Here is a 20715-nt window from a genome sequence, read left to right on the forward strand (position 1 = left end):
AAGCGCTCTCTCGCATCGCCACTGTGAACCGGCTGTTAAATGCTGTCAATGGCTGGTCAGCGTCGGGGAAGCGCTTCACCATCGCATTAGCGCAGGTCAATGCGGTGGTGGTGCGGCGCCCGGCGGCTCGGTTCCGGAACCTGGGGCCCCGTCGGCTAGGTGACGCAAGCCTTGAAGACCCCGGCACCGGCAGGACAATCGGTCCACCGGGAAGGGGTACGCGGTGCCGGACGAACCGCAGGAGAGCACGAGCCGCCGCTGGTTCACCGCCGCGGACCTGGTCGTCCTCGCCGGTGTGCTGCTCCTGGTGCTCTTCGTCCCGGCCGCGGCCATCTCGGCGGCGCTTCTGCCGGTGCCGCCCTCGTTCGATGCCGAGGCGGTGCCGCTGCCGGCGAACGCGTCGACGGCGACACTCCGCGCGCTGCCCAGCGGTGGTGCCGAGGACTCGCTGGAGGACGCGGCCGTGGCCGCCCTCGGCGCGGACGGGGCACGGGCACTGCTCAAACGGCTCCCGCAGGAGTCATACCTGCAGGACGCCACCCCGCGTGATGCTGACGGCGCCGGCGTTTACCCGTACCGATATCAAGAAATGAACCGCCTGCTGGACGCCGCTCCGCAAAGCGGGCGCACCGCGCAGACCGCGCGTCTGGGTGCCACCCTGCTGGTGCGGGCCGCGAAGCCGGTGGGATCGCGCTTCGACTACGACCGCGCCAACGCGGCGGCCGCGGCCTTCGCCATGCTGGAGCGTGCCCGCGAGGCCGGTGGCTGCGACGCCCAGCTCAACCTGCTGCTGATGGTCTCCGCCGACATGCTGCCGCGCGACCGGGTGGTCCGCGACGAGGTGGCCGCCGCGGAGAAGGCCTGCCCGGGTGATCCGACGCCGCTGTGGATCTACGGGCAGTACCTGTCGCAGCGCGCGGCCCGGGTGATCCAGTTCAAGGTCGGCGACCTGATCCCGGCGGACGCGACGCAGCAGGCCGCGGCGGCGTTCGACCGTCTCGCGCGCGAGTTCCCCGGATCGGTGCCGGCGCTGACCGGGGTGGCGGACGGGCATCTGCGCGAGGGGATGCGGCTGATCTCGGCCAAGCCGTTCACCGCTCGTTCTCATCTGCGGATCGCGGAGTCGCACTACCTGGCTGCTCGTGACCTCGATCCCTCGGCGGCCGTGCCCGGCCTGGCGGCGACGCTGATCGCTCTCGGCGAGCCGGACCGTGCCGCGTCGCTCGTGCGCAACGCCGCGGCGGGCCCGCTGCTCGAACTGCTCACCACCGCGCAGGAGGCCGCGCACCGGTTCGACCAGGCCGCCGCGACGGCCCGCTCGCTGCTGACGATCGGACCCCGTGGCTATCCCAGCGGTGACCAGCTCTTTCCGGTGCCCGGAAGCATGGAGGAGGTGCTGCCCCAGGATCCGGCGGGGCCGCTGTCGGCCGGGGTGGTCACCGCCCTGCCGTTCACTGTCGACCTGCAGGTGATCCCGGGTGGGGCGGGCGGCGAGGTCGAGGACACGTCGTTCGTTCCGGCCTACCGGCCCGGCGGCGTGATCGGTTCGGATCCGGACTGCCCCGCGCTGGGCTGGCGGCGCGACGCGATCCTGGCGGGGCATGTTCGCTCCGCCGATGTTCTTCTCGCCGACGGGGTACGCGCCGAGCCGGTGCGGCCGGGTGGCGGGTGCTCGTTGCGGGCCGACATCCTGCGGGACATCGTCATGCTCGAAACCGGTCGGCAGATCGACACCTCGCGCCGGGAGTGGGTGGGCGACGAGTGGCAGAACCTGTACCGGTGGGCCGGAGATCTGCCCCGAGCCGAAAAGGCGGCGCGAGTCTGGGCGGGTGGCGGCTCCGCCGAGCAGCCGTTGCCGTGGTTGCGTCTGGGCGAGGTGCTGTTCCTGCAAGGACGGTTCGAGGAGGCGGCCGGCGCCTACGCCGGAGCGGCTCGGCGGACAAGGGCATCGAACTGGAACAACGACACCGGGGTCACCCAGGCGCTGCTCGGGCAGGGAGCGTCTCTGCTGCGCACGTCCCGCTCCGCCGAGGGAATGACGATCCTCCGCGACGTGGCGGCGGCCGCGGAACAGGGTGCCGCTTTCCAGCGGCAGACGGGCGATGAGAACAAACCAGATCAGGGGTACGCGAGGCAGTTCGCGCTGGTGGCCTACCACGCACGGGCGCAGCTCGCGGATGCGGCGCGGGGTGCCGGAACTCCTCGCGCGGCGCTGGAGGACTACGCCGCGGCCCGGGAACTGCTGCCCCATCTCGACGGTCGGGTTTTGCTGCGGCCGGAGCGGCTCGACGCCAATCAGGCGCTCGCCGAGATAGAGCTCGGGTCGTTCGCGGCGGCCTCGGAGTCGATCGCGCGGGCACTGACCGTTGATCCGCTCAACCCGGCGTTCCTGATGACGGCCGGGTTCGCCGCTGATCGGGCCGGGCACTGGCAGGCGGCGGCGCGGTTCAACTCCGCCGCCCTGTCGAACGATCCGGGTGCGTTCCCGGCGGCCAACGACCTCGGGGTGGCGCTCGCCCGCCTCGGCCGTCATGATGCCGCCGCCGACGCTTTCCGTCGTTCGGTCGGAGCCCGGCCGGACTATGCGCTGGGCTGGTTCAACCTCGGTGTGGTGTCGTCCTTCGTCCCGGCCCAGGGTGCGTTCGCCCGGGCGTTCGCGCTGGATCCGTCGTTGCGCGATGCTCCGCGGGTGCCGACGACTGACGTCAGGATTTATCGGACAGGAATTGATTTGTCCAAGCCGTTGCCGGGGCGCTGGAGTTTGGCCGGGCTGCCGCCGCTCTCCCCCGCGCCGGCCACCGGGCTGCTTGCCGTGCTGGTCCTGGGGCTGACGTTGGCGCGGGCGGCCGGGGCGGGGGCGCAAAGTTCGGCCCAGCAGTGGCTGGAGACGATCGTGGACCGATGGCCACTGCTCGGCCGGTTGCGGCATCCCGCGTGGGCCCTGGCACTCACCGTCACGATCTTCGTGGTCAGAGGGCCGGAGTCACCGATCTTCCTGGCTTTCGGAGTGCTCCTCCTGGCCATGGTCGCCCTGCGATCACGAGCGTTCGTGGCCCGCCGGGCCGGGATTTCGCTCACCCAGGAGAGCTGGGGACCGGGGATGGCGTTCGGAGCGCTCACCGCTGTGTTCGCCCCGTGGGCCCCGCTCCCGGTCACCCGGCCCGCGTCGGCGGTGCCCCGGGTCCACACGGTGGCGCCGGTCGCACTCGGCCTGCTCGCGTTGGTGCTGTTCCTGGAGACTGCGGCCTTCGGGGTGCCGGTGATCTCGGCCCTGGCGACGTCGGCGCTGGTGATGGTGGCATCGGTGCTCGTGCCGGTGGCCCCGCTGGACGGAGCGGAGATCGACAAGGCGGGGTTGGTGGCGGGCGCGGGAGTGCTGGGAGCGGCCGTCCTGATGGGGTTGTCACTGGCCTGACCCAGCCCCCTGGACAGACGGCGGCTCGTCGGTGGCCGCGGCGATGAACTGTTCGGTTGCGGTGGGGTCCACGGCCAGGGTGGACAGTGGGCCGTCGCCGTTTTCGTCCTCCAGCAGGCCGAGCAGGAGATGGCCGGTGCTGACGGCGTCGCTGCCGAGGCGGACGGCTGCGCGGAGGGTGAGTTCGAGGGACTTGCGCGCGCGGGCGTCGTGCGGGATCAGCACCGGGTCGGCGTCGCTGCGGGGCGGTAGGGAGGCCCTCGTCTGCTCCTGCAGTTGTTCGGTGTCGACGCCCTGTGCGCGCAGAGCCTCGACGCCGGTGCCGCCGGCGGCGAGCAGGCCGAGGAGGATGTGCGCGGGGGTCATCTCGGCGTTGCCGGCCCTCTTGGCCTCGGTCATGGCGGTGACGATCGCGACGCGGGCGGGCTGCGAGAACCTCTGGAAGCCGCGTGACATGTCGGTGTCGGGCTTGGCGACAAAACGCTTCTGGGCGGCCTGCTTGGTGACACCCATGCTGCGGCCGATGTCGGTCCATGAGGCGCCGGAGCGGCGGGCCTGGTCGACGAAGTGGCCGATGAGGTGGTCGGCGATCTCGCCGAGGCGGTCGGCGAGCAGCACCGCGTCGGTGAGGCGGTCGAGGGCGTCGTCGTGGTTGCGGGAGATCGCCGTGATCAGGTCGTCGAGCCGGACCGGCGGAGTGGTCTGCGTCATGCCGTCAACCTTAGGTTGACGATGCCGGAGCGTCAACCCGGAGTTGACGGCCGATGAGTTTGCGCGGGTTGCCCGGTCTACCGGCCATGACTTCCATTCAGCCCATCGCCAGCACTCCCGACCTGCCGCGCCTGCGTGCCTTCTACGAGACGGTGCTCGGTGCCACGCAGACCCTCCGCGTACCCGAGGAGGGGCCCGAGTTCTACGTCGAGCTGCGGATCGGCGAGACCAGGCTCGGGCTGGTGCAGGAGGAGAACACCGAGATCGGCGCACCGGTCCGGATCATTCTCAGCGCCGAGGTCGCGGACGTGGACGCGCTGCTCCCCACGGTCTCGTCGGCCGGCGGCACCGTGCCGGGCCAGGCGAACGACATGCCGTGGGGTCAGCGGGTCGCGCACGTCCTCGACCCCGACGGCAACATGCTCAACCTGACCACATGGCTCTGAGAACGAGCAGCGCCCCCTCGCCGGTGATCCCGAGCTGACACGGACGCGTGCGGCCACGCGGGACGCAGAGGTCGGCGCGTGAGTGGCCAGCGCTCGCCCGGTTGCGGCGTCCGTTGACGCGACGGTGGCTGGGCACCGGCCTGACGGGCGGGTATGCTTCACCTCAGGAAGATCTCTTCCGACCCAGCCTTAGACCCCGCTCGCGGGGTCTTCGTGCGTCTAGGGGTCGCGATGGAGATGAACGATGAGCGGGGCGATCCGCATCCACAGCGCCTCGTTGGCCCGCTGCGCCCGCGAGTCGCGCTCCTTGTGCCTCTCAATCCTCCGGTACATGAAGGCGACCAGGTCGATTGCCTGCAGCATTCGGGATGAACGCGATGGCGTGAACTGCAGCGTGTCCAGGATGTGGCTCAGGCGCTGCGCGACGAAATCCGCGCGGTGCAACGCCTGCTCCTGGCCTACCTCGTCGGCGATGACAAGAACTCTCGCGTCCTTGGTGGCGGCATAGTCGTTGACGCGCTCGAGCAATTCGCGGAGCACTGTCGAGTGAGGCGTCTCCGGGGACGAGCGCCGAACAAGGTTCATACCGCGACAGATCAACGCGTCACCGTTCGCCGCGATCTCCGCGAACGCCCTGTTGTCGACACCAATGCGGTACCGGGGCGGCACGTCCTTCCAACTGCCCTCGCCATGGAAGAGTTCGTATCCGTGCAGTTCAGCGTCGGCGGGAACACCGAAGTCATGTCCCGCTTGGACGATCAGATCATCCAGGGCTTGGGTGAATGGCTGAACGAAGGCGTCGTCGCAGAGGAGGGCGGCCATGCAGAACCAGTCACGGGTGTAGGACTCGTCGACGTAGGCGAGCAGCATCAGTCCACCATCCGGTTCCGGCGGAGCCGAAGTTGCACGGCGAGTAGCGGCGCGACGCTCAGCGCGGTTGTCACTACGTAGAACGCACGGCGTCGCAGCGGCTCACCTTCGACCAGCATGGCCTCAAACTCCCCTCTCCACTCCTCGGCGTAGCGCGCGGCGGCAGGCCCTGGCAGGAGGCATGCGGCGCTATGCAGCAGCAGTGCACTCGATCGACGAGGCCTAGACCTCACGCCGCCAGCAATCTCCCGGCGTAGCAACGTTCCTTGCCAAAACGTGGCGCCGATGGCTCCTGCTGCTGTGATAAGCCCACACATTGCGACAGCCAAGCTGTTCACCGTAGCTCCGCTCAGCAGAAGGCCAGGCGAGGGCGCAGAAGTGCGGAGCCGAAGCGGCGCGACGATCCCGCGGCTTCAGCGACCGCGCGCCGGGCAACCTGCACTCCCCCAGGCACGAATCGGTAATAGCGGCGACGCGGACGTCCGCGGTCGACCGCGTCCGGGGCTTCCCAGCAACTCTCGACCAGACCAGACTGCTCCAGCCGTGCCAGGATGGGGTGCAGGGTGCCGGTCTTGAGTCCGATCACCCGAGCTATGTCGCGACCCCAGCGCGGTGTGGCCGGCGACTCCAGAAGGACGAGCAACACGGCCACGAGTTGGGGAGTGAGACGCGGCATTTCAGACATGCAGCGACTCTCTACCTAGGTAGAGCTCACGTCCACCGCTGCGGACGACCTTCACTCAAACGAGCAACGCCCCCGGCGAGATGGGCCGGGGGCGTTGCTCGATCTGCTGCGGTCAGCTGCGATAGACGCCGAACTCGTAGAGGGAGTAGCCGTAGCCGGTGGCGCGGACGGTCCCGTTGACCCTGACGTAGCGGCCGGAGCCGGAGATGTTCAGGCTGTCGAAGCCGCCGTTGCCCGTGGTGGTCGAGTGGATGGTGGTCCAGTTGGAGCCGTCGTTCGACGTCTGGACCGTGTAGGACCTGGCGTACGCCGCCTCCCACGCCAGCTGCACGTGGTTGAACGACTGGACCGAGCCGAGGTCGACCTGGAGCCAGGCGGTGTCGACCCATTCGCTGGCCCAGCGGGTGCCGTAGTCGCCGTCGACCGCGTACGACGGGAGCTGCGGGCCGTTGGTGCCGGTCGGCTGGTAGGTGGACGCCGTGACGGTTCGGCCGCGGGCCAGGTTCGTGCCGGGGACGGTCGGCGGGACGACGCGGAAGGAGCGCTGCTCGATGCCGACGTTGCCGTTTCCGTCGTACGCGTAGACGTAGATCTTCCAAACGCCCAGCGTTTCCGGCGCGCGGACGCTGAACTGGCCGTTGCCCGTCTGGCTGAACGTCAGGTGGCTGAGCCCGCGGTTGGCGGTGATGTGCTTGTCGCTGGCCATCAGGTTGTAGCGGATCAGGTCACCCTGCGGATCCGTCGCCGTCGCGCTGACGGTGAAGGTCCCGCCGGCCGGCACCGCCGTCTGGTTGCTGACGGACATCGCGGTGATCTCCGGCGGCGTGTTCGGCGCGACCTGCCCCGTGTACGCCTGCCGCATCGCGTGATACCCGAGACGACGCCAGCCACCGGTCGTGGTGTTCAGCCACACGCCGCCGAAGTCGTTCTCCAGTCCGTAGTGGAACTCGGTGGCGCCGAGGGCCACACCCGGGTGTCCCTTGATCGCGTTCCAGCTGTACGTGTACCCAGCCTTCTTCTGCAGGTCGGAAGGCTCGGTGGGCACCCCGTTGACGTCGTTGGGCACCTCCCACTCCCCCGCCGGTCCACCCTCGGTGAGGATGTACGGCTTGGTGTACCCGCCCGCAATCCAGTCCGTCTTGACTGTATTGATTGCGCCGTACGAGTTGACTGCAAGCAAGTCAAGTGCAGGCGAGTGCGGCTTGTAATACGTCCATGCGTGCGTATACGCGTCCGTGGACGTGACCGGGTGGTTGGCGTCGGCCGCGTGGATGGCCACGGCGACCTCGTTGACGAACTTGGCGTACGCGACTCGTCGTGCCTCCACGACGTCAGCTGACAGCCCGTAGTTCTGCATCTCGAGGATGACCTCGTTACCGACATCCCAGAGCAGCACCCCCGATCGGCCCTTCAGCTCGTTCACCTTGGCGACGATCTCGGCCTTGACGGCGGTCTTGTACGCCGTGTCGTTCACGTAGTCCGCGCCGTGGTTGAGCCAGAGCCCGACGATCACCTTGATGCCGTGCCGTGACGCCGTGTCGAGCAGTGTGGGTGTGGCCGCGTCCGGTCCCCAGATGCGGATCGTGTTGACGCCCATGTTCTTCAGGTCGCGCATGTAGCCGTCGGCCGCCGCCTGCGGAGGGCCGTACGTCATGCCCTTGACCTCCCACGGCGAGCCATTGACCGTGAGCTGCCAGTTCCCTTGCGTGCCGGTGACACGCACGACGCTCGGCCCGGCCGGAACCGGCGGGTCCGTCATCGCGGCAGCCGTCGAGCCGGCCGAGCGCGACACGGTCACCGAGTCGATGCTCAGCACACCGCCCGACGTCGTGTCAGCAGTCGGCGTCGTGAAGCCCGCGATCGCGTTCGGCAGCGATCCGCCCACAGCCAGGTCGAACCGGAGGAAGAAGCCGTGATGCACAGCGGCCTCCCATGCGGCGACACCGACCTGCGACTGCCGGACGACCCAGGTCTGCCGGCCGTCGAGGTAGAACCTGATCTCCTCGTCGGTCTTGGTGCGGTCGATCACCTGGGAGTACTCGTGGTAGCCGGACAGGCAGCCGGTGCAGGAGGCGAGACCGGAGGACCGGCCGTCGTACTCGTTGCAGGGCCCGCCGGGCGCGGTGCCGCAGTGCAGCGTCTGGGACAGCTGCTCGCGGCCGTTCACGTTGGCCAGGATGTCGGTCTCGCCGATGCCCGGCCAGTTGTTGTAGTTGCCGCGGTAGGCGGCGCCGGTTGCCCGGAAGCCCGGCCAGTAGCCGAGTCCGTTGGCCACCTGCGGCTGTTTGACCACGGCACTGAACTTGAGCAGCTCACCGCGCTGCGGGTTGAAGTCCGTCCGCTGTGTCTCGACGCGTCCCGACGTCCAGCGGCCGTCGGAGGAGCGCAGAGCCTTGATGTTCAGCTTCCCGGCGCCGTCGAGGTAGACGTTGGCCGTGGAGTCGCTGGCGGTCTCCACCGAGCCGGTGCCCCAGTTCGCGGCGCCGCCGGGGTACTGGGTGCCGGTCCGCAGCAGCCAGTTGGCGGACGAGGGCGACGTGTTGGCCGCGCCGTCGAAGTTGTCGGTCCAGATCGTGGTGAAGGAATCCGGCGGGGCGGAGGGGCCGGAGCCGCCGAACACCTGGAACTCCCACAGCGAGTAGCCGTAACCGGTGCCCCGGGCGGTGCCGTTCAGGCGGACGTAACGACCGGACCCGGTCAGGTTGATCGTCTCGGTGCCGCCGGTGCCATTGGCCTGGGTGTGGATCGTGGTCCAGGCGTTGCCGTCGGGAGAGGTCTGGATCTGGTACGCCTTGCCGTACGCCGTCTCCCACTTCAGCACCACCTGGGTGATCGTGAAGCTGGCGCCCAGGTCGACGCGGATCCACTGCGGGTCGGCGAACTGGCTCGACCAGCGGGTGCCGTCGTTGCCGTCGAACGCGTTGGCCGGGACGACGTCGGCGCCCTCCTGCGACGAGGCGAGCGCGGGCTTCCCCTGCGACAGCAGCGTGTCCGCGGCGCTCGCGGCTGAGGTCACGGACACCGCGGTGAGTCCGAGCAAGGTGGCGAGGACCACCGCGATTATCGTGGGCCCACGTCTTTTATTCATGATCACGCCCTAGTTCCGAGGGGAAGGGAAAGCGCTCTCCAAGCGACGCTGATTGTTACGCTCATGTTGCCGGTCGTCAATACCGATTCTTGACAGTGCCCAAGCGGAGCCCGGAGACTGCGCCTGTGAATGCGAATCCCCGGCTACTTCTCGCGTGCGCCGCCGCCGCGGCCCTCGTCGCGCTCACAGGATGCGACGCGACGACACCCGCAGAGAAAGCCCCGGCGCCGGCACAAGAAGCGAGCACGGCGCAGGACGCCGCAGCGTTCAGCGGCACCGACCGGCCCTGGATCGAGATCAACCTCGCCATGGCCGAGGAGCTTCTCCCGCTGCTCGACCTGGCGCCCGAACGCGGCACCGACCCCGCACTTCAGCAGGTGACAGCGCAGGTCAGAGCATTCACCGAGCAGGAGCTGGTGACGCTGCGGATGCTGCACGACGAGGCCGAACTGCCCGCGGTGAACCCGCACAAGGGAATGCCGATGCCCGGCATGGTCACCCCCGAGCAGGTCACCGAGGCGGCCGCCCTGCGCGACGCCGCGTTCGACGCCCTGCTGCGCAAGTGCCTCGACGAGCACCTCAAGCAGGGCCGCCAACTGGCCACGAGCGAGCAGACCGCCGGCACCGAACCCCGCACCAAGGCGCTCGCTGAAACCATTCTCAAAAACCGCGAAGAGGCCCTCGCGAATCTCGGAAAATAATTTCGGAAAAGTGTTATCGGCGATCCCGGGCGCCGTCCATGGAACGACGCCCGGGAGCTAGAAAATACTAGGGCAGTTCATAGTTCTCGTTCAGCGCCGCACCGCGTTCCGGCTTGTACTGGTCGAAACCACGCGGGTTGCACTGCAGCCCGCCGTTGATGCAGTGCCGCACCAGGGCCGCGAGGACGGGCGCGTCCCAGACGTTGTAGACGTCGTAGTGGAACGAGTACCCGCGCCCGCTGGAGAACCTGACCTGCGACATGTTGCCGCTGACCGGCCAGGCCATCTTGAACTCGATCATCGGGACGGCGACCGGGTGCGAGGTCGGGCAGACGCCGTTGACCGGGTACGACATGTGGCTCTTGTGGTCCGGCGTGTCCAGGTGGATGCCGTTCCAGCAGCTCGGCGCCTGGTAGCGGGCGTTCAGCTGGGTGCCGGCCGGGCAGTTCGCCGGGATGTCCCAGTTGAACGAGCTGTTGCCGCACTCGAAGCCCTCGACCGCTCCGGGGGCGTAGCGGAACTCGTCCTGGGTGGCGTTCGGGCTGCCCACGACGTAGCGCAGGCCCGGCGGGAACGGCCGCACGCTGCGGTAGTCGATCACGCCGCTCTTGTAGTAGATGACCTGCGGGCCGTCCGGCTGCACGGCCGCGGTGCCGTTGTACAGCGTCGGCATCCAGTACCCGGTCTTGTCACCGGGCGTGATGCACGACGTGCCGCCGGCCTGCAGGCTGGACAGCGTCGAGTTGGCGTTCGTGGTGCGGTTGCCCATGAACGTGTGCGAGTGCGACGCCCCGGGCAGGTTCGGGAACACGATCGGGTCGTCGTTGAGGTTGGTCCGGCTCACCGAGCAGTTCGCCTGGAACTCGCGGTGCGTGACGGGCGGGTTCGTGGTCGGCGGGACCTGCGTGGACGGGACCACCCCGGTGACGGGCGGGTTCGCGTACACGTAGCCGGGGCCGTCGGTGGGCGGCGGCGTGGCCGTGGAGGTGCCGAAGACCTGGAACTCGTAGAGCGAGTAGCCGTAGCCAGTGCCGCGCTGGGTGCCGTACATCCGCACGTAGCGGCCGCTGCCGTTGACCGGCAGGTTCTGGTTGCCGCCGGTCGCGGTCGTGGTGCTGTAGATGGTGGTCCAGGCGTTGCCGTCCGGTGAGGTCTGGATCTGGAAGGCCTTGGCGTACGCGGCCTCCCAGTTCAGCGCCACCCGGCTGATCGTGGCGGTGGCGCCGAGGTCGACGCGCAGCCACTGGGGATCGGCCCACTGGCTGCCCCAGCGGGTGTCGGCACGGCCGTCGAAGGCGGCGATCGCGGACGACTCGCCGTTCTCGATCGACGAGGCCAGTGCGGGGCGGCCCTGCGAGAGCAGGGTCTCCGCCGCGCTGGCGGACTGCATGCCACCGACCAGCAACGCGCCGGCGAGCACGGTGGCGCTCACGGGCGCCAGGATCCGTCTGAGCTGTCTTCTTCGCACGGAATCTCCAAGGGGATGAGGACGGTGGACGCTTGGAGAGCGCTTTCCAAGCCTGGTTCACATCGGGAACGTTCGTCAATGATTTGAGGTTCCGGAACGCCAGGGAGCGCGAAGGAAGCGGGAAAAGCGCGGCGCGCGGCGCCCGGGGAGCGGGGCCTACGGAAAGCGCTCTCCGTGCTATAACACTGGTCATGCAGAGTCACCGGCTGCCCACACTCGAGGATGTGGCCCGCGTGGCGGGTGTCTCGCGGGCGACCGTGTCACGCGTCATCAACGGCATCCGCAACGTGGACCCCACCCTGCACGAGCAGGTCTGGAGTGCCGTCGACCAGACCGGTTACGTGCCGAACCGGCTCGCCCGCTCCCTGGTCACCCGCCGCACCGGCACGGTGGCGCTGGTGGTCTCCGACTCCGAGACCCACGACGACGACCCGTTCATGAGCCGGTTCTTCGCCGATCCGTATTTCGGCCGGGTCGTCGGCGGGCTGATGAGCGTGCTGCGCCCGGCCGGCATCCAGCTGGCGCTGCAGATGGTCGGCGCGGACGGGCACAAGCGCCTGATCGGCGACCTGCGCAACGGGCAGGCCGACGGCGCCGTGGTGCTCTCGCTTCCGGGCCACGACCCGCTGCCCGGCCTGCTCGCCGAGGCCGGCATCCCGGCCGTGCTGATCGGCCGCCCGGCCGAGCCGGTGCCGATCAGCTACGTCGACCTGGCCAACGAGACCGGCGCCGCGCTCGCCGCCGAGCTGCTCGTCGAGCGCGGGTGCCGCCAGATCGGCATGATCTCCGGGCCCGCCGACGTCCCGGCCAGCATCGACCGGATCTCCGGGTTCCGCCGGGCCATGGCCCGGCACGGCCACGCGTGGGTGCCGCTGACCAGCGGCAACTTCACCCGCGACAGCGGCGAGCAGGCGATGCGGGCGCTGCTCGCCGAGCAGCCCCGGCTCGACGGCGTCTTCGTCGCCAACGACCTGATGGCCCTCGGCGCGCTGCTGGTCCTGCGCGACGCCGGCCGCCGGGTCCCGGACGACGTGGCGGTGGTCGGCTTCGACGACAGCAGCGCCGCGGTCGCCGCCCGCCCGGCGCTCACCACGGTCCGCCATCCCCTCGAGGACATGGCCGCCGAGGCCGCCCGCCTGCTGCTGGCCCGCCTCGACGATCCCGATGCCCGGCTCGCCTCGGTCATCTATGAACCGACGCTCGTCGTGAGGCAGACTGCCTGACGTGGAGCAGATCTACGACGGGAACTGGCGGTACTGGTTCTTCGTCGCCGCCCTGCCCGTCTGCCTGTTCTATCTCTCCCGGGCCCGCGCGTGGTGGGACGGCCGGTGGCGGGCCAGCGAGATCCGCTGGCGCGACCGGATCTGGCTGGTGGCGATGCTGGCCACCACGCTGATCGTGGCAGCCCTCGTGCTGGGCTGGGCCGAGGAGCTGTCACCGTGGCGGCTGCGGACGGTGCGAGCAATGGTCCTTACTGGACTCCTCTTCGCCGGTTTTGTTCCTCTGACAGCGGTGACGCGCGCGTTCGACTTCGCGGTACCGCCCCGGCTCCGCTATCGACCGCCCACCCCGGAAGAGGTTGCCGTGGAGAGAGCGATGGAGACCGGCAACCGCGCCGAACGGCGGAGGCGCCGCCGGCCACGCTCATGAGCCGGCGGCGGGGTGCGGCCCGGCACCGCGATGTGCCGGCCACCCGAGTCGGCGGGACCTGTCATCTTCCGTACCCTATAGAGATCGAACGCCGAAACCGGAGGCCGCCGATGAGCCGGACCGGCACGGAGCCCGGGAGGCGCGCACGCGCCGAGCAGGTGGAACAGACGCGCACCGCCATCCTCGTCACCGCTGAGCGGCTCTTCGCCGAGCACGGCGTCTTCTCGGTCTCGCACCGGCAGATCAGCGAGGCGGCCGGGCAGGGCAACAACGCCGCGGTCGGTTATCACTTCGGCGGGCGCGACGATCTGGTCCGGGCCGTCGTGCGCCGGCATGCGGGGCCGATGGAGGAGATCCGGCGCCGGCTTTCTTTACGGTACGCGGGAAGCACGAACGTTCGTGACTGGGTCACCTGTGAGGTTCGCTCGTTCACCGAGCACCTGGCCGAGCTGGGTGACCAGAGCTGGTACGCGAGGTTCGCCGCCCAGGTGATGACCGAACCGAGCCTGCGCGAACTCGCCGCCGAGGAGCTGCGCGACGTCCCGATGCTCAACGCCATCGCCGCCTCGCTGCACGCGTGCCTGGAGCTGCCGCCACCCGTGCTGCGCGAGCGGTACGACATGGCACACACGCTGATCGTCCACATCTGCGCCCAGCACGAGCGGTCCGCCACACCGGACTGGGAGCGCGTCGCCGCCGGCCTGATCGATGCGATAGAGGGTATTTATCGGGCACCGTGCACTGGGACACACTTCTCGTAAGACAGTTGCTTTAATTAGGGTGCTTGGGTTGGCTCGCGTTACCCCGGACGAACCCCCGCGAAAGGGCCCACCCATGTCCTTCCATCCCCATCGCCTCAGCACGGCCGAGATCGAGGTGCTGCGTGCCCGGTACAAAGCCGAGCGTGATCGCCGCATCCGGCCCGACGGCGCCACGCAGTACCAGCGTTCGACCGAGGCGGACCCCTACACGCCCTTTGTGGAACGTGAGCCGGTGCGCGATCGGGTGGACGCGGTCGTGGTCGGCGGCGGGTTCGGCGGGCTGCTGACCGGTGCGCGGCTGCGGCAGGCGGGCGTCGAGCGGATCCGCATGATCGACGACGGCGGCGACTTCGGCGGGACGTGGTACTGGAACCGCTACCCCGGCATCCACTGCGACATCGAGGCGACCGTCTACATGCCGCTGCTGGAGGAGGTCGGTTACGTCCCGAAGTGGCGGTACGCGCCCGGCGAGGAGATCCGGCAGCACTGCATCGCGATCGCGAAGCGCTTCGACCTCTACGCCGACACCATGTTCCACACCCGGGTGACCGGTCTGACGTGGGACGACGAGGACGCGTCGTGGACGGTGACGACCGACCGGGGTGACGTCTTCCAGTCCCGTTACGTCGTGCTCTCCTCGGGCACGCTGTCGCAGCCCAAGCTGCCGGGCATCCCCGGACTCGACGAGTTCGAGGGGCATCTGTTCCACAGCAGCCGGTGGGACTACGAGTACACCGGCGGCGACCAGACCGGCGGGCTGACCGGCCTCGCCGGCAAGCGGGTCGCCGTGATCGGCACCGGCGCCAGCGCCATCCAGATCGTGCCGCACCTGGGCCGCGACGCCGAGCAGCTGTACGTCTTCCAGCGCACGCCCTCCACGGTCGACGTCCGCGACAACCGGCCCACCGACCCGGAGTGGGCCGCGTCCCTGCAGCCCGGCTGGCAGCGGGAGCGGATGGAGAACTTCCTGACGATCGTCACCGGCGGCCACACCGCCGAGGACCTGATCGGCGACCGGTGGACCGCGACCGCCAAGCTGCAGCGGCAGATGCTGACCGGCTCGGTGGACCCGAACATCTCGGCCGAGGAACGGGAGTACCTCGACGAGGTCGCCGACTTCCGGACGATGGACGGGATCCGCGCCCGGGTCGACGAGATCGTCACGGATCCGGAAGTCGCGGAGAGGCTGAAGCCGTGGTACCGCTACATGTGCAAGCGGCCCACGTTCAGCGATCACTACCTGCAGACGTTCAACCTGCGTTCCGTCACCCTCGTCGACACCGCCGACACCGGCGGCGTCACCCGCGTTTCCGGAAATTCGGTATATGTCGGTGATGATGCTTATGAGGTTGACTGCATCATCTTTGCCACCGGGTTCGAGGTGGGCCGCTCGGGTGTGCTCTCGGGGACCCTGCCGGTGACCGGCCGCGGTGGCATGCCGCTGCTCGGGCACTGGCGCAACGGGCCACGGACGCTGCACGGCTTCTACAGCCACGGCTTCCCCAACCTGTTCCACCTCGGCTCGATGCAGAACGCCGCCGCCGTCAACTTCGTGCACGTGCTCCAGGAGCAGGCCACGCACATCGGTGCGGTGGTCGGCGAGGCGGAGAAGCGCGGTGCCCGCTGGGTCGAGCCCACCACCGAGGCCGAGGACGCCTGGGCCACGGTGATCCGCGAGACCGCGCCGAACAACTACCGGTTCCAGTCGGAGTGCACGCCCGGCTACTACAACGGCGAGGGCAACCCGCGGCCGGTCAACTTCTCGTACGGCCCCGGCCCGGTCGCCTTCCACGAGCTGCTGCGCGAGTGGCGCGAGGACAGCCTCGACGAGGTTTTCGTGAAACCGTAGTCACAAACCGGCCCGGTGCCCGGTCATAGCTGCTGACAAGCACATGACGAAAGGGCACGACCATGAAGATCGCTGTCATCGGCGGCACCGGGCTGATCGGCTCGCAGGTGGTCCGGATCCTGCGGGAGAACGGGCACGAGGCCGTGCCGCACTCGCCCTCGACCGGCCTGGACCTGCTCAGCGGCAAGGGCCTGGCCGAGGCGCTGACCGGCGCCGACGTCGTGGTGAACCTGACCAACTCGCCGACCTTCGACGAGGCCTCCGCGGGCTTCTTCCGGGTCAGCATGGACAACCTGCTGACCGCGGCGCACGCGGCCGGCGTGGGCCACGCGGTCATCCTGTCGATCGTCGGCGTGGACCAGGTGCCGGACCTCGACTACTACCGCGCCAAGCTGCTGCAGGAGCAGATCCTCGAGGCCGGCGCGGTGCCGTACTCGATCGTCCGCGCCACCCAGTTCTTCGAGTTCTTCGGCGCGGTCCTGTCCTGGACCTCGGACGAGAACACCGTCCGGCTGCCCGCCACGAGGATCCAGCCGATGGCCGCCGCCGACGTCGCCGCGGCCGTCGCCGAGGTCAGCGCGGGCGCACCCCTGCAGGGCATCCGCAACGTGGCCGGGCCCGAGGTCTTCACCCTCGACGACCTGGGCCGCGTCACGCTGGCCACGCAGGGCGACCGCCGGACGGTGATCACCGACGACAGCGCCGGGATGTTCGCCGCCGTCAAGGGTGACGCGATCATCGCCGGTGACGGCGCCGTCCTCGCGACGACGTCGTACCGGGAGTGGTTGATGCGCTGAGCCGAGCGCCCGTTGTACGGTGCTCCCTCAAGGTCACCTTGGGGGAGCACGGGGGTTTCGGATGACTGTCGAGATCGAGGCGGACGGATTCGTCCCGGCACGGCGGATCGACGCCGTCACGGTGGCGGCCATCGTCCTCACCGTCGACGCCGTGCTGTTCCTGCTGATCGCCATCCTCGGCGTGCCGGCGCTGATCTGGCTGTTCGGCGACGAGATCGCGAGCTGGAGCCGGCTGTGGCTCGTGGTCGTGGTGTGGCTCGTCGCCTGCGCGCTGGGGCCACTGTGCACGGCCGCGGTCATGCGGGTCACGGGACGCGGGAGGTATTCGATCCGGCGGACCGGAACCGCGGCCGCCGTCGGCACCGCGGCCGCGACGGGTGTGCTCGCCCTGGTGTCGGCCGCCGGCTCGCCCGGTCTTGCCGGACTGGCCGCCCTGTTCGGGGTGGCCAATCTCGCCGCAGCGCGGGTTTTCGCCAAGGCGCCGGAGGAGACCGGGGAAACGATGCTGGCGGTGCCGTTCGTGGAGCCGTTCACACCGTCCGACGTGATCGTCGCCGACGAGGCCGTCGTCCACCCCACCGTCGATCTTGCCCCGGTGGTCGAGGCGCGCCGGCCAAGGACCCGCTCGCGTGGCCCGGCGGCCCTGCGCACCCTGACCGGCGTCCAGCTACCCCCGCGGGCCCGCCGCCGCCGCTGAGACGGGCACCGGCTCGTCGCCGGTGACGAACGCGTGCCGCGGATCCTGCACGGCCGCGAGCGAGACGACGTCCCGGCCGTACAGCGCCGCCGTCAGCCACACCGCGAGGACCCGCACCTTGCGCTCCCAGGTCGGCACGGCCAGGACGTGGTAGCCGCGGTGCATCAGCCACGCGAGCACGCCCTTGATCACGAGCCGGCGGTACTGGAAGATCCCGCGGCCCAGCCCCAGCGTGGCGACCGTGCCGAGGCTGTGGTGCAGGTACCTCTTGGTCCGGCGCCCGCGCAGGTCGGCGACCAGGTTGCGGGCCAGCAGCTTGCCCTGGCGTACGGCGTGCTGCGCGTTGGGCACGGTCGCCGCGCCGGGACGGCCGGCGGCCAGGTCCGGGACCGCGGCGTCGTCACCGGCGGCCCAGGCGTCCGGCACCGGTGCGTCGTCGGTGCCGACCCGCAGGTCGGCCCGGACCATCACCAGGCCACGCTCGTTGACCGGCAGGTCGGTGTTGCCGCGCACCATCGGGTTGGCCGCGTTGCCCACGGTCCAGACGATCAGCTCGGAGTCGAACTCCTCGCCGGTGGAGAGCACGACGTGACCGTCGCGCGCCGAGAGCAGGGTGGCGTTCAGATGGACGCGCGCACCGCGCTTCTCCAGCGAGCGCACCACCCAGCGGCCGGGTTCGTCGGTCACCTCGGGCAGGATCCGGTCGCGCGCCTCCACCAGGTGGAACCGCAGCTCCTCCGGGCGCAGCTCGGGGTACTTGCGGATCAGCGCGGTCGCCAGCGACAGCAGCTCGCCGAAGCCCTCCACGCCGGAGAACCCGCCACCCACGAACGTGACCGTGAGCAGGCGCTGCCGCAGCGGGCCCGGCTCCAGCGCGGACGCCCGGTCGAAGGACGTCAGCATCCGGTCCCGGATCGCCACCGCCTCCTCGACGTGCTTCATCCCGATCGCGGACTCCGCCACACCGGGCACGGACAGCTTGCGGCTCACCGCACCGGCGGTGACCACGATGATGTCGTAACCCAGCTCGTACTCCGGGCCGTCGGCCGGACGCACGGTCACCCTCCGGTGCGCGTGATCGACGGCGACGACCGTGCCCGCGACGAGCCTGGTCCGCTTGAGATGACGCCGCAGCGACACCGCCGCGTGCCGCGCCTCGACCGAACCGGCCACCACCTCGGGCAGGAAGGGCTGGTAGGTCATGTACGGGCGCGGGTCGACAACGATCACCCGCGCCTCGTCGCGCCGAAGCTTCTTCTCCAGCTTCCAGGCCGTGTAGAAACCGGCGTATCCGCCGCCCACCACCAGAATCGTCTTCACATCAGTTATGACCGGACAGCCCTCAGTTTTGTGACACCGCCCCGTTCTTCTCCGGGTTGAGCAACCACAGCACCTGGTCGATACCGTCGTCGACGGCCGAGACGGTGAGGATGCCGTACGTCTCGCCGCCCCGGCGGATCACCACCGCGCTCTGCCCGTTGACCTGCACGAATGCGGTCTCGGCACCGTTCCAGAACCAGTCCGACACGGTCGCGAGGAACCGCGCCACCTTGGTGACGCCCACCACCGGATGCCGCGACACCTGGTACGCCCCGTTGCCGTCGGAGACGCTCGCCACACTGCCGGCGAACAGCTTCTCCAGCGCGTCCATCTCACCCGAGCGGGCCGCCGCGATGAACGTCACCAGCAGCTCCTTCTGCGCGTCCGGGCTGACCGCCGCCCGCCGCTGCCCGGTCACGTGCTTACGCGCCCGGCTGACCAGCTGCCGTACCGCCGGTTCGGTCGACTGCAGGATGTCGGCGATCTGGGCGTACCCGTAGTCGAACGCCTCGCGCAACACGTACGCCGCCCGCTCGTTCGGCGTCAGCTTCTCCATCAGCATCAGCGCCGCGAACTCCAGCGCCTCACCGCGCTCGGCACCCAGATAGGGATCCGCACTCGTGTCCACCGGCTCCGGCAGCCACGGCCCGATGTACGTCTCCCGCCGCACCCGAGCCGACTGCAGCGCGTTGATCGCCAGCCGGGTCGTGGCCGTCGCGAGGAACGCCGCCGGGTTCAGCACCGCGCTCCGGTCGGTGGTCTGCCAGCGCAGCCACACGTCCTGCACGAGGTCCTCGGCCTCACTGACACTGCTCAACATCCGGTACGCGATACCGAACAGCCTCGGCCGCAGCGCCGTGAAAACCTCCGCCGCCGTCTCCAGATCCATCGCCGCCCCCGGGAAGTTGTCGCACCCTGCCACTAGATTCTGCCCGTGACTCTCCTCCACGCGTACGGGCCCGCCGACGACACTCCGGGCCACCTCGCGGCTCTGACGGGCACCGATCCGGCCGCCCGCGAGGCCGCACAGCGGCACCTGTGGTCGGCGATCATCCATCAGGGCACCCCGTGGACGGCGACCGGCCCGACCGCGCTGACGGTGGCCGGCCTGATCAGCGACCCCCGGCTGGCGGACGACCCCGGCCTGCGCGCCAACCTGCTCACCTTCCTCGCCGCGGTCGCCGAGGCGGGCCACGCCTACGACGATCTCGACGAGCTCGCCCCGCCGCTCGGTTTCGACGTCGACGCCGCTCTCGAGGCGGCCGGCGACGACTCCGAGATCTACGGCGACGAGATTCTGGCCAACGCGGTCTACGCACGCGCCGTTCAAGGCTGCCGGGACGTCACGCCGGCGTTGCTCGCCGCCGGCACCGAGTCCCTTTCCGATCAAGACCAGGATGTACGCGGCGCCGCCGCCCACCTCGTCGAGTCCTGCCGCTCCGTCCTCTCCCCCGCCGACGCGGCCGCCGTCGCCGACCGCCTGACCACCCTGGCCGCCGGCGCCGCCCCCGACGAGCGGGCAGCCCTCGTGCTCTCGCTGGGCGAGCTGGGCTTCCGGCCCGGCTCGTTCCTGGACGATCCCCACCCGGGCGTCCGCGCCTGCGCCGCCCTGGCCCCCGCACTGGCCGACGACCCCCGCGCCACCGCCGAGCTGCTGGCCGCCCTGGCCGACCCGTCCGCCATCGAGGGCTGGTTCGCCACCCGCCCGCCCCAGTTCTCCATGCACGTGCGCTTCCCGCTCGTCCACGCGGCGATCGCCCGCGTCGACGACCCCGCAGACCTGCTGCCCGCCGCCCTGGCCATCGCGCCGATCGCCGGCGTCCACACCGTCCGCGACGATTGGGGCCCGCTGCTGCACGCCTTCTTCCCGGCCGGTCCGGGCGACGCACTCTCACCGGCGCAGAAGCACTACCTGAACGCCCTCGTCGCCAACCCCGACCTCTGGGTCCCCACGAACGGCACCGCCGGCCTGGTCTTCCGCGACGCCGGACTCCCCTACGACCGCGAGGAGTGCCGCGCCCTGGCGAGCTGACGTCTACGGTCCTTTGCCATTCCCGGGCTGATGGTGGTCGGCGACCACGGACCGGCACGTGGGTTTCGAGTCCTGGCTGGAACGCGACCACGCGATGCGGCTGGACTTCGGCCGAGAGGTGACGGCGGCGGGGTCGTAGTCGATATCCGCCTGGACGACCGGATCCCGGACCAGGACGCCCAGGCGTTCGCGGTGACCGCTCGGGCTTGCGGTGGAGTTGGCTGG

Annotated in this window: 17 protein-coding genes; 10 read left to right on the top strand and 7 right to left on the bottom strand. The window is 69.9% G+C overall.

Features of this window, described 5'->3' with window-relative positions:
* Positions 1-223 precede the first annotated feature (223 nt).
* Positions 224-3415, top strand: a complete 3192-nt coding sequence (locus tag AB0M02_RS26395) for a hypothetical protein (protein ID WP_364231141.1) — start codon at positions 224-226, stop codon at positions 3413-3415.
* Here the strand turns inward: AB0M02_RS26395 and AB0M02_RS26400 are convergent.
* The gene (locus AB0M02_RS26400) at positions 3404-4126 is read right to left on the bottom strand and encodes a Clp protease N-terminal domain-containing protein (protein ID WP_364231143.1); all 723 of its coding nucleotides are present in this window, start codon (positions 4124-4126) and stop codon (positions 3404-3406) included. The genes AB0M02_RS26395 and AB0M02_RS26400 overlap by 12 nt on opposite strands.
* 86 nt (positions 4127-4212) lie before the next feature.
* Here AB0M02_RS26400 and AB0M02_RS26405 point away from each other — a divergent pair, with 86 nt between their 5' ends.
* Positions 4213-4572 carry a VOC family protein gene (locus tag AB0M02_RS26405; protein WP_364231145.1) on the top strand — a complete coding sequence of 120 codons (360 nt, stop codon included), beginning with the start codon at positions 4213-4215 and terminating at the stop codon, positions 4570-4572.
* A 219-nt stretch (positions 4573-4791) separates the two neighbouring features.
* On the opposite strand, the gene AB0M02_RS26410 is transcribed toward AB0M02_RS26405, so the two are convergent.
* From AB0M02_RS26410 to AB0M02_RS26420, 3 genes are all read right to left on the bottom strand, one after another.
* Entirely contained in the window at positions 4792-5442 is a 651-nt protein-coding gene (locus AB0M02_RS26410) for a DUF3800 domain-containing protein (RefSeq protein ID WP_364231147.1), read from the bottom strand.
* A 349-nt stretch (positions 5443-5791) separates the two neighbouring features.
* Positions 5792-6127, bottom strand: coding sequence for a helix-turn-helix transcriptional regulator (locus tag AB0M02_RS26415; RefSeq protein ID WP_364231148.1), 336 nt, complete (start codon positions 6125-6127; stop codon positions 5792-5794).
* Positions 6128-6239: 112 nt separating this feature from the next.
* Entirely contained in the window at positions 6240-9215 is a 2976-nt protein-coding gene (locus AB0M02_RS26420; RefSeq protein WP_364231151.1) for a discoidin domain-containing protein, read from the bottom strand.
* 125 nt (positions 9216-9340) lie between these two features.
* Here AB0M02_RS26420 and AB0M02_RS26425 point away from each other — a divergent pair, with 125 nt between their 5' ends.
* Entirely contained in the window at positions 9341-9916 is a 576-nt protein-coding gene (locus tag AB0M02_RS26425) for a DUF305 domain-containing protein (RefSeq protein ID WP_364231157.1), read from the top strand.
* Positions 9917-9983: 67 nt separating this feature from the next.
* Here the strand turns inward: AB0M02_RS26425 and AB0M02_RS26430 are convergent, their stop codons facing one another.
* Positions 9984-11357 (bottom strand): DUF1996 domain-containing protein, encoded by a 1374-nt coding sequence (locus AB0M02_RS26430; protein ID WP_364231636.1) that lies wholly within the window; start codon positions 11355-11357, stop codon positions 9984-9986.
* Positions 11358-11575: 218 nt separating this feature from the next.
* Here AB0M02_RS26430 and AB0M02_RS26435 point away from each other — a divergent pair, with 218 nt between their 5' ends.
* The 6 genes from AB0M02_RS26435 (at position 11576) to AB0M02_RS26460 (ending at position 17138) form a co-directional block, all read left to right on the top strand.
* Positions 11576-12607, top strand: coding sequence for a LacI family DNA-binding transcriptional regulator (locus tag AB0M02_RS26435; RefSeq protein ID WP_364231158.1), 1032 nt, complete (start codon positions 11576-11578; stop codon positions 12605-12607).
* Between the two features lies 1 nt (position 12608).
* Positions 12609-13034 carry a hypothetical protein gene (locus tag AB0M02_RS26440; protein WP_364231161.1) on the top strand — a complete coding sequence of 142 codons (426 nt, stop codon included), beginning with the start codon at positions 12609-12611 and terminating at the stop codon, positions 13032-13034.
* 110 nt (positions 13035-13144) lie between these two features.
* Positions 13145-13795, top strand: a complete 651-nt coding sequence (locus AB0M02_RS26445) for a TetR/AcrR family transcriptional regulator (RefSeq protein ID WP_364231163.1) — start codon at positions 13145-13147, stop codon at positions 13793-13795.
* Positions 13796-13868: 73 nt separating this feature from the next.
* Entirely contained in the window at positions 13869-15644 is a 1776-nt protein-coding gene (locus AB0M02_RS26450) for an NAD(P)/FAD-dependent oxidoreductase (protein WP_364231165.1), read from the top strand.
* A gap of 62 nt (positions 15645-15706) precedes the next feature.
* Positions 15707-16441 carry an SDR family oxidoreductase gene (locus AB0M02_RS26455; protein ID WP_364231167.1) on the top strand — a complete coding sequence of 245 codons (735 nt, stop codon included), beginning with the start codon at positions 15707-15709 and terminating at the stop codon, positions 16439-16441.
* A gap of 61 nt (positions 16442-16502) precedes the next feature.
* Positions 16503-17138 (top strand): hypothetical protein, encoded by a 636-nt coding sequence (locus AB0M02_RS26460; RefSeq protein WP_364231168.1) that lies wholly within the window; start codon positions 16503-16505, stop codon positions 17136-17138.
* On the opposite strand, the gene AB0M02_RS26465 is transcribed toward AB0M02_RS26460, so the two are convergent.
* On the bottom strand, positions 17109-18458 hold the full coding sequence (locus AB0M02_RS26465; RefSeq protein WP_364231170.1) for an FAD-dependent oxidoreductase: 1350 nt from the start codon (positions 18456-18458) through the stop codon (positions 17109-17111). The two genes, AB0M02_RS26460 and AB0M02_RS26465, sit on opposite strands and share 30 nt — an antisense overlap.
* Before the next feature lie 22 nt (positions 18459-18480).
* Positions 18481-19347, bottom strand: a complete 867-nt coding sequence (locus AB0M02_RS26470) for an RNA polymerase sigma-70 factor (protein ID WP_364231173.1) — start codon at positions 19345-19347, stop codon at positions 18481-18483.
* 45 nt (positions 19348-19392) lie between these two features.
* Between AB0M02_RS26470 and AB0M02_RS26475 the strand changes: the two genes are divergently transcribed.
* A complete protein-coding gene (locus AB0M02_RS26475) occupies positions 19393-20490 on the top strand; it encodes a hypothetical protein (protein WP_364231176.1) in 1098 nt (365 codons plus the stop codon).
* Positions 20491-20715 lie beyond the last annotated feature (225 nt).

Origin of the sequence: Actinoplanes sp. NPDC051861 (genome assembly GCF_040681145.1) — a bacterium.
GTDB lineage: Bacteria > Actinomycetota > Actinomycetes > Mycobacteriales > Micromonosporaceae > Actinoplanes.